Origin of the sequence: Streptomyces sp. NPDC007084, assembly GCF_040703595.1 — a bacterium.
Taxonomy (GTDB): domain Bacteria; phylum Actinomycetota; class Actinomycetes; order Streptomycetales; family Streptomycetaceae; genus Streptomyces.
Window position 1 is genome coordinate 1 of the sequence record NZ_JBEYFY010000128.1, and the last position, 1,414, is coordinate 1,414.

Genomic DNA, 1,414 nt, shown 5'->3' on the forward strand with positions numbered 1-1,414 from the left:
CTGAGACCTGATGCCGAGCCGATTGTGGTGAAGTGGATGATCCTATGCTGTCGAGAAAAGCCTCTAGCGAGTTTCATGGCGGCCCGTACCCTAAACCGACTCAGGTGGTCAGGTAGAGAATACCGAGGCGTTCGGGTGAACTATGGTTAAGGAACTCGGCAAAATGCCCCCGTAACTTCGGGAGAAGGGGGGCCATCACTGGTGATCCGATTTGCTCGGTGAGCTGGGGGTGGCCGCAGAGACCAGCGAGAAGCGACTGTTTACTAAAAACACAGGTCCGTGCGAAGCCGTAAGGCGATGTATACGGACTGACGCCTGCCCGGTGCTGGAACGTTAAGGGGACCGGTTAGTCATTCTTCGGGGTGGCGAAGCTGAGAACTTAAGCGCCAGTAAACGGCGGTGGTAACTATAACCATCCTAAGGTAGCGAAATTCCTTGTCGGGTAAGTTCCGACCTGCACGAATGGCGTAACGACTTCTCGACTGTCTCAACCATAGGCCCGGTGAAATTGCACTACGAGTAAAGATGCTCGTTTCGCGCAGCAGGACGGAAAGACCCCGGGACCTTTACTACAGTTTGATATTGGTGTTCGGTTCGGCTTGTGTAGGATAGCTGGGAGACTGTGAAGCATGCACGCCAGTGTGTGTGGAGTCGTCGTTGAAATACCAGTCTGGTCGTGCTGGATGTCTAACCTGGGTCCGTGATCCGGATCAGGGACAGTGTCTGATGGGTAGTTTAACTGGGGCGGTTGCCTCCTAAAGAGTAACGGAGGCGCCCAAAGGTTCCCTCAGCCTGGTTGGTAATCAGGTGTTGAGTGTAAGTGCACAAGGGAGCTTGACTGTGAGACCGACGGGTCGAGCAGGGACGAAAGTCGGGACTAGTGATCCGGCGGTGGCTTGTGGAAGCGCCGTCGCTCAACGGATAAAAGGTACCCCGGGGATAACAGGCTGATCTTCCCCAAGAGTCCATATCGACGGGATGGTTTGGCACCTCGATGTCGGCTCGTCGCATCCTGGGGCTGGAGTCGGTCCCAAGGGTTGGGCTGTTCGCCCATTAAAGCGGTACGCGAGCTGGGTTTAGAACGTCGTGAGACAGTTCGGTCCCTATCCGCTGTGCGCGTAGGAATATTGAGAAGGGCTGTCCCTAGTACGAGAGGACCGGGACGGACGAACCTCTGGTGTGCCAGTTGTCCTGCCAAGGGCATGGCTGGTTGGCTACGTTCGGGAGGGATAACCGCTGAAAGCATCTAAGCGGGAAGCCTGCTTCAAGATGAGTATTCCCACCCCCTTTGAGGGGTTAAGGCTCCCAGTAGACGACTGGGTTGATAGGCCAGATCTGGAAGGCGGGTAACCGCTGGAGGTGACTGGTACTAATAGGCCGAGGGCTTGTCCTCAGTTGCTCGCGTCCACTGTGT

1 rRNA gene is annotated in these 1,414 nt (G+C 55.9%); it reads left to right on the top strand.

Annotation, left to right across the window (positions count from 1 at the left end):
- Window positions 1-1,393, top strand: a 23S ribosomal RNA gene (locus AB0912_RS35875); the annotation flags it as partial.
- Window positions 1,394-1,414: the final 21 nt, after the last annotated feature.